This window comes from Cetobacterium sp. (assembly GCF_048470075.1).
Taxonomy (GTDB): domain Bacteria; phylum Fusobacteriota; class Fusobacteriia; order Fusobacteriales; family Fusobacteriaceae; genus Cetobacterium_A.
Genome location: NZ_DBGBQB010000074.1, coordinates 59,725 through 66,500, shown reverse-complemented (window position 1 = coordinate 66,500; position 6,776 = coordinate 59,725). Strand labels below are relative to the sequence as shown.

Below are 6,776 nucleotides of genomic sequence, written 5' to 3'. Positions count from 1 at the left end.
AAAGAGGTGGGCAAGTGTTAAAAAAAATATTTATATTAAATATAGTTGTATTTTCAATGGGATATTCAAGAGAGGTAACAGATGGGATAGGAAGAGTTATTGAAATTCCAGAGAAAGTGGAGAGGGTTATTTCAACAGTTCCATCTAATACAGAGATAATTGTAGATATGGGATTAATTGATGTTTTAGTGGGAGTGGATACATATTCTGAAAAAATATCTAAAGAGTTACAAGGGAAAGGGATTTTAAATACAGATAGATTAAATGAGGAAAAAATAATGGAGTTGATGCCTGACTTGGTTATAACATCTCAACATAGTCTATCCAAAGGGGCTGATAGCCTAAAGGTATTTGATGAAGTAGGGATACCTGTGTATGTGATAAAAAATCCTAAAACCTTAGAGGGAGTTAAAGAATCTATAGATGAGATTGGAAATCTTCTAAATCAAAGAGAAAAAAGTGATAGATTAAAGGATAACTATATAAAAAAATTGGGAAAGTTAGTGTCTAAAGAGCAATCAAAGAAAAAAAGAGTATATTTTGAAATTTTAAATAATCCTATATATACAACTGGAGATAACACTTTTTTAAATGATGTACTGGAAAATGCCGGTGGAGAAAATATATTTAAAGATGGTGATGGATGGATATCCCCAACTTTAGAGTCTATTATAGAGAGAAATCCTGAATATATATTTGTGGGTGAAGATAGAAAAGAGAGTGTTGAAGATATAAAAAGAAGAGTTGAGTGGCAAGATATAGATGCCATAAAAAATGGGAATGTATACTTTGTAGATGAGGGAATCAATAGACCCTCACCAAGAGTTATAAAAGCGTTAGAAGAGATAAAGGAAGTGCTTTCAAATGATAAGTTTTAGTTTTGTTCCTAAAAATGGAGAGGAAGAAAGTTTTTTAGAGATATACAAAGAGTTAGAAAAAGATGGAATAACAGGGGTGGAAACTATAATAGGAGACCATCTACCCATAGAAAGTTATGGTAAGTATCCAATAAAAGGGGTACATTTATTATACTATCCAACGTGGTTGGAATTTTGGAAAGAGGAGAAAGAGAAGATTCAAGAGGATTTTTTCAATGAAGAGGGAGTGATGAACTACTATCGTTCTTTAGAGAAGGAGATTCTATTAGAAACTTTTAAAAAACAATTTGAAAGTGCTAAATTGGTGAAAGCAAAATACTTGGTCTTTCATGTGTCCCATGTCAGACCTAAAGATATATTTACATTTGATTTTGAATATACCTCTAAAGAGGTATTGGATGAAACATTAAAAATAGTGAATGAGGTCTTTAAAGGAGAGGGACCGTTACTTCTTTTTGAAAATTTACCATGGCCTGGGTTGACTTTAAAAAATTATGAATTGGCAAAATATTTTTTTGAAAGAGTGGAGTATAAAAATAAGGGTTTTTTGCTAGATCTATCCCATATAGTTTGTACAGAGAAAAATATAAAAAACTTTCAAGATACAGACAGATATATAGTAAATAAAATTAGAGACTTAAAGGAGTTAAATAGATTCATATATGGTGTTCATGTGAATGGAATAGAGTTTAAAAGATACCTGGAGAGAGATTTTTCAAAAGAGATAGAGAAGTGGAAAAAAGGGGACAGAGGTCAAAAGTTTAAAGTGGAGTTAGAACATATGAAAAATCTTGATCCACATAGAGTTTATGGAGGGGATTTAAAGTCTATATTCAATGAGCTTCCAAATTTGAAATATATAAATTTTGAGTTGAATTTTTCATCTTTTGAAAATTTAAAAGAAGTGGTTAAAGAACAATTAAATTATGTAAAATAAATTCTTAAAAGGTAAAAAATGTGATATACTCTATATTATAGAATGTTAAGATTTTCGCGGGAGGATATATGACACAAGGAAATTTAGATATAGATAAGAATATAGATGAAACAGCATTACAAGAGAGTGTAGAGATACAGGAGGAAGTGGTATCAGACCCAAATAGATTGTATAATATTTTGGGGGTAATGTTTGAAACTACTAAAAAGAGATATAGTTTTGAGATAGTTGATGATGTAGAGTATAAAAAAGGTGATAAGGTAATAGTTGATACTATCAGAGGAAAAGAGATTGGTGTTGTTTATGGAGGACCTATGCAGCTACCAGAGAGAGTATTGGTATTGCCATTAAAGCCTGTTATAAAAAAAGCTAGTGAAGAGGAAATCAAAAAGTATGAACTACTTCGTCAAGAGGCTAAAGAGGCATTTAAGGTGTGTAAAGAGAGAATTATTCACCATAAATTACCAATGAAACTGATAGAGACAGAGTACACATTTGATAAAACAAAATTGATATTCTACTTTACAGCAGAGGGTAGAATTGATTTTAGAGATTTAGTAAAAGATTTGGCTAATATATTTAAACTTAGAATAGAGTTAAGACAGATTGGTGTTAGAGATGAGGCAAGAATTCTTGGAAACATTGGAGTATGTGGTAAAGAGCTTTGTTGTAGAACATTTATAAATAAATTTGATTCAGTCTCTATTAAAATGGCAAGAGATCAAGGATTAGTAATAAATCCAACTAAAATATCTGGAGTATGTGGAAGATTACTGTGTTGTATAAACTATGAGTATAAACAGTATGAAGAAGCTCTAAGAATCTATCCAGCTGTAAATCAATTGGTTAAAACTCCAAAGGGAGAGGGAAAAGTTACAAGTATAAGCCCTTTAAATGGATTTTTATATGTGGATGTTGAAGGAAAAGGAATCATGAAAGTATTTATTGATGAGATAAAGTTCAACAAAAAAGAGGCTAAAAAGTTACAAAACGTTTTATCAACAGAGGAGTTACAACATAAGGTTTTAGAAAAGGAGTAATATAGAAGAGATGATTTTTGAAAATGAAGATATAGCTAATATTTGTGAAGGGTATACCTTAATTCAAAAAAAAGATGGATTTAGATTTGGGACAGATGCAGTTTTATTAGCTAATTTTTTTAATGGAAAGAAAAATGCTAAAGTTCTGGAAATAGGGACAGGAAATGGTATAATACCAGTATTATTGTGTGCTAAAGATAAGATATCTAAGATAAAAGCAGTGGAAATACAAAAAGAGATTGCAGAGTTAGCGATTAGAAATATTAAGAGAAATAGTTTAGAAGATAAAGTGGAGATTGTAAATACGGATATTAAAGATATTCAAGAGGGAAATACCTATGACTATATAATTTCAAATCCACCATACATGGTATTAGATGGAAAAGAGATTAATGACAAGGATATAAAAAGTATAGCTAGACATGAGATTAAGCTCAATTTAAGGGAGTTTGTAGCAAATGCTAAAAGGCTATTAAAACCGAGAGGTGAACTTTTTATGGTTCATAAAAGTTATAGATTTTTAGAGATCTCTGAGGAACTTGCAAAATGTGGATTTTCAATTAAAAGAGTAAAGTTTGTTCACTATTCTAGAGAGAAAGATTCAAGTATTGTTTTAATTGAAGCTAGTAAAGGGCGAAAAAACATATTAAAAATTGAGACTCCAATTTTTTTAAACGATAACTAAGAGATACTTTAAGGGAGAGGAGTTACCTCTCCCTATTTTAATGGAGGTGTCATAAGTGTTTAAATTAAATTCAAAATATATTCCAACTGGGGATCAACCAGAAGCTATTAAAAATCTAGTTAAAGGTTTGCAAGAGGGCGTGAAAGATCAAACACTACTAGGTGTAACAGGATCAGGAAAAACATTTACCATAGCCAATATAATAAGGGAGAGCGGAAGACCAGCTTTGATATTAGCCCCCAATAAAACTTTGGCAGCTCAACTATTCTCAGAATACAGAAGTTTTTTTCCAGAAAATGCTGTGGAATACTTTGTATCCTACTATGACTACTATCAACCAGAGGCTTATATAGCTACAACGGACACATACATAGAGAAGGATTCGTCAATTAATGACGAGATTGACAAGTTTAGAAATGCAGCTACAGCCGCTTTAATAAATAGAAAAGATGTTATAATAGTAGCTTCAGTATCAGCTATATATGGACTAGGATCACCTGAGACATATAAAAATTTAACAATAGCAATAGATAAAAAGACAGGATATAGCAGAAAAAAACTTATATCAAAATTAATAGAATTAAGATATGAAAGAAATGATATTGCATTTGAAAGGGGAAAGTTTAGAGTTAAAGGTGATGTGGTGGATATATACCCCTCATATATGGAAAATGGTTATAGAATAGAGTTCTGGGGAGATGATATTGAGGAGATATCAGAGATAAATACATTGACAGGACAAAAGGTAAAAAAAGATATAGAGAGAGTGGCAATCTCTCCAGCAACTCACTATGTAACAGAGGAGGGAGAACAGGAGAGAATCATAGAGGAGATAAAAAAGGACTTAAAGAAAGAGGTTAAGGACTTTGAAGATAGAGGTAAGCTTTTGGAAGCTCAAAGGCTTAAACAAAGAACAGAGTACGATTTGGAAATGATAAGAGAGGTCGGTTATTGTAAGGGTATTGAAAACTATTCCAGATATTTGACTCATAAGAATCCAGGTGATAAACCAGATACTTTAATGGATTATTTTCCTAAGGATTTTGTTGTTTATATAGATGAGTCCCATATAGGTGTTTCTCAAATAAGGGGTATGTACAATGGGGATAGAGCAAGAAAAACAGCTCTTGTTGAGAATGGTTTTAGATTGAAGTCCGCTTTGGATAATAGACCCTTAACCTTTGAAGAGTTTAGAGAGAACTGTAACCAAACAATCTTTGTTTCAGCTACACCTGGAGATTTTGAAATAGAAAAATCCAATGGGCATATAGCGGAACAGCTAATTAGACCTACTGGAATACTAGACCCTATTATAGAGGTAAGAGAAACTAAAAATCAGGTAGATGATCTATTGGAAGAGATTAGAAAAAATGCGTTGAAAAAAGAGAGAGTTTTAGTGACAACATTGACTAAAAAAATGGCAGAGGAGTTAACAGAGTACTATTTAACTCTTGGGGTTAAAGTGAAGTATATGCACTCAGATATAGATACATTGGAAAGAATTGAAATTATAAAAGGCTTAAGAAAAGGTGAGTTCGATGTTTTAATAGGAATAAATCTATTGAGAGAGGGACTTGATATTCCAGAGGTATCTCTTGTAGCAATACTAGAAGCGGACAAAGAGGGTTTTTTAAGAAGTAAAAGATCTCTGGTTCAAACTATTGGAAGAGCTGCTAGAAATGTTGAAGGAAGAGTAATTCTATATGGAGATACGATGACAGATTCCATGAAATATGCCATAGAGGAAACAAATAGAAGAAGAGAAAAACAGAATAGATATAATATTTCAAATGGAATAGAACCTAAAACAATATATAGAGAGGTATCTGAATCTGTATTTACTTGGGAAGTGGAAGAGGAAAATATTATAGAAGCTAAACATTTTACAAGTAAAGAGGATATTGAAAAAGAGATCGATAAATTATTAAAAGATATAAAGAGATTGTCAGAGGAGTTAGACTTTGAAAAAGCTATAGAGAAAAGAGATGAGATGAACAAATTAAAACTGATGCTTTTAGAGATGTAGGAGTGATTTATGAGTGAAAAAATATATAGTGTAACAGAGTTTAATAAAATGGTAAAAGGATATATTGATGAAAATCCAAATTTTCAAGAGTTTTTTCTAAAAGGTGAACTTTCAGGTGTAACATATTATAAAAGTGGGCATCTCTATTTTACATTAAAAGATAGTAAGAGTCAGATAAAATGTGCAGCTTTTAATTATAAATTTAAAAGAATACCTGAGGACTTAAAAGAGGGAGACTCTATAAAAATATTTGGAGATGTTGGGTTCTATGAAGCCAGAGGTGATTTCCAAGTACTAGTGAGGCATGTCCAAAAAGAGGATAAGTTGGGAGAGATGTTCGCTAATTTAGAGAGATTAAAAAGAGAGCTAGAAAAAGAGGGGCTATTTTCTCCACTGTTCAAAAAGCCTTTACCTAGATATCCAAAGGCAATTGGAGTTGTAACAGCATATACAGGAGCGGCATTTCATGATATAGTAAATACAACTAGAAAAAGATTCCCAAATGTTGATATCTATATATACTCTGCTAAGGTTCAAGGAGTTGGAGCAAAAGAGGAGATTGTAAAGGGAATAGAAGTTTTAAATAGAGTTCCAGAGGTAGATTTGATAATAGCAGGTCGTGGTGGTGGAAGTGTTGAGGACCTATGGGCTTTTAATGAAGAGGTTGTGGCTAGAGCTTTTTTTCAAAGTGAAAAACCAATAATCTCAGCAGTTGGACACGAGATAGATAATCTATTATCAGATTTGGTTGCAGATGTGAGAGCAGCAACTCCAACTCAAGCAATAGAGATAGCTATACCTGTAAAAAAGGAGATTGAGACACAGTTAATAGAAAAAGAAATAAAGCTAAAAAATAGTATTAATAGATTGATAAAAGATAAACAAAACCAACTTAATCAATTGAAAGAAAATTATGTTTTAAAAAACTTTCTAAAAACAATAGAGGAAAAAAATCATGAACTACTTTTAAAAGAGGATAAACTTAATGAGAGTATAAGAAGAATCTTTAAAGATAAAAAATATGAGTTGGAGATTAGAACTGAAAAGTTAATAGCATTAAATCCTTTGGAGATCTTAAAAAGAGGTTACAGTGTAACTAAGAAGGAGCAGAGTATAGTAAAAAGTTGTGCTCAAATAAAAGTTGGAGATCAAATTGAAACAATATTAAAAGATGGGAAAATAATTAGTAAGGTAGAGGAGATAAATTAAA

At 31.5% G+C, this 6,776-nt stretch carries 6 protein-coding genes; all 6 read left to right on the top strand.

Annotated features, from left to right (window positions below):
• A partial coding sequence (locus ACMOUI_RS02805; RefSeq protein WP_418964227.1) for an ABC transporter substrate-binding protein occupies nt 1–878 on the top strand: 878 nt, incomplete at its 5' end.
• Nucleotides 865–1,815 (top strand): TIM barrel protein, encoded by a 951-nt coding sequence (locus tag ACMOUI_RS02800; protein ID WP_418964226.1) that lies wholly within the window; start codon nt 865–867, stop codon nt 1,813–1,815. The genes ACMOUI_RS02805 and ACMOUI_RS02800, both read left to right, overlap by 14 nt.
• Nucleotides 1,816–1,883: 68 nt before the next feature.
• Entirely contained in the window at nt 1,884–2,855 is a 972-nt protein-coding gene (locus ACMOUI_RS02795; RefSeq protein WP_418964225.1) for a PSP1 domain-containing protein, read from the top strand.
• 10 nt (nt 2,856–2,865) lie between these two features.
• Nucleotides 2,866–3,540 carry a tRNA1(Val) (adenine(37)-N6)-methyltransferase gene (locus ACMOUI_RS02790; protein WP_418964224.1) on the top strand — a complete coding sequence of 225 codons (675 nt, stop codon included), beginning with the start codon at nt 2,866–2,868 and terminating at the stop codon, nt 3,538–3,540.
• Between the two features lie 55 nt (nt 3,541–3,595).
• Nucleotides 3,596–5,566: an excinuclease ABC subunit UvrB gene (gene uvrB / locus ACMOUI_RS02785; protein ID WP_418964223.1), complete on the top strand. Its 1,971-nt coding sequence runs from the start codon at nt 3,596–3,598 to the stop codon at nt 5,564–5,566.
• 9 nt (nt 5,567–5,575) lie between these two features.
• Entirely contained in the window at nt 5,576–6,775 is a 1,200-nt protein-coding gene (xseA, locus tag ACMOUI_RS02780; RefSeq protein WP_418964222.1) for an exodeoxyribonuclease VII large subunit, read from the top strand.
• Nucleotide 6,776: the final 1 nt, after the last annotated feature.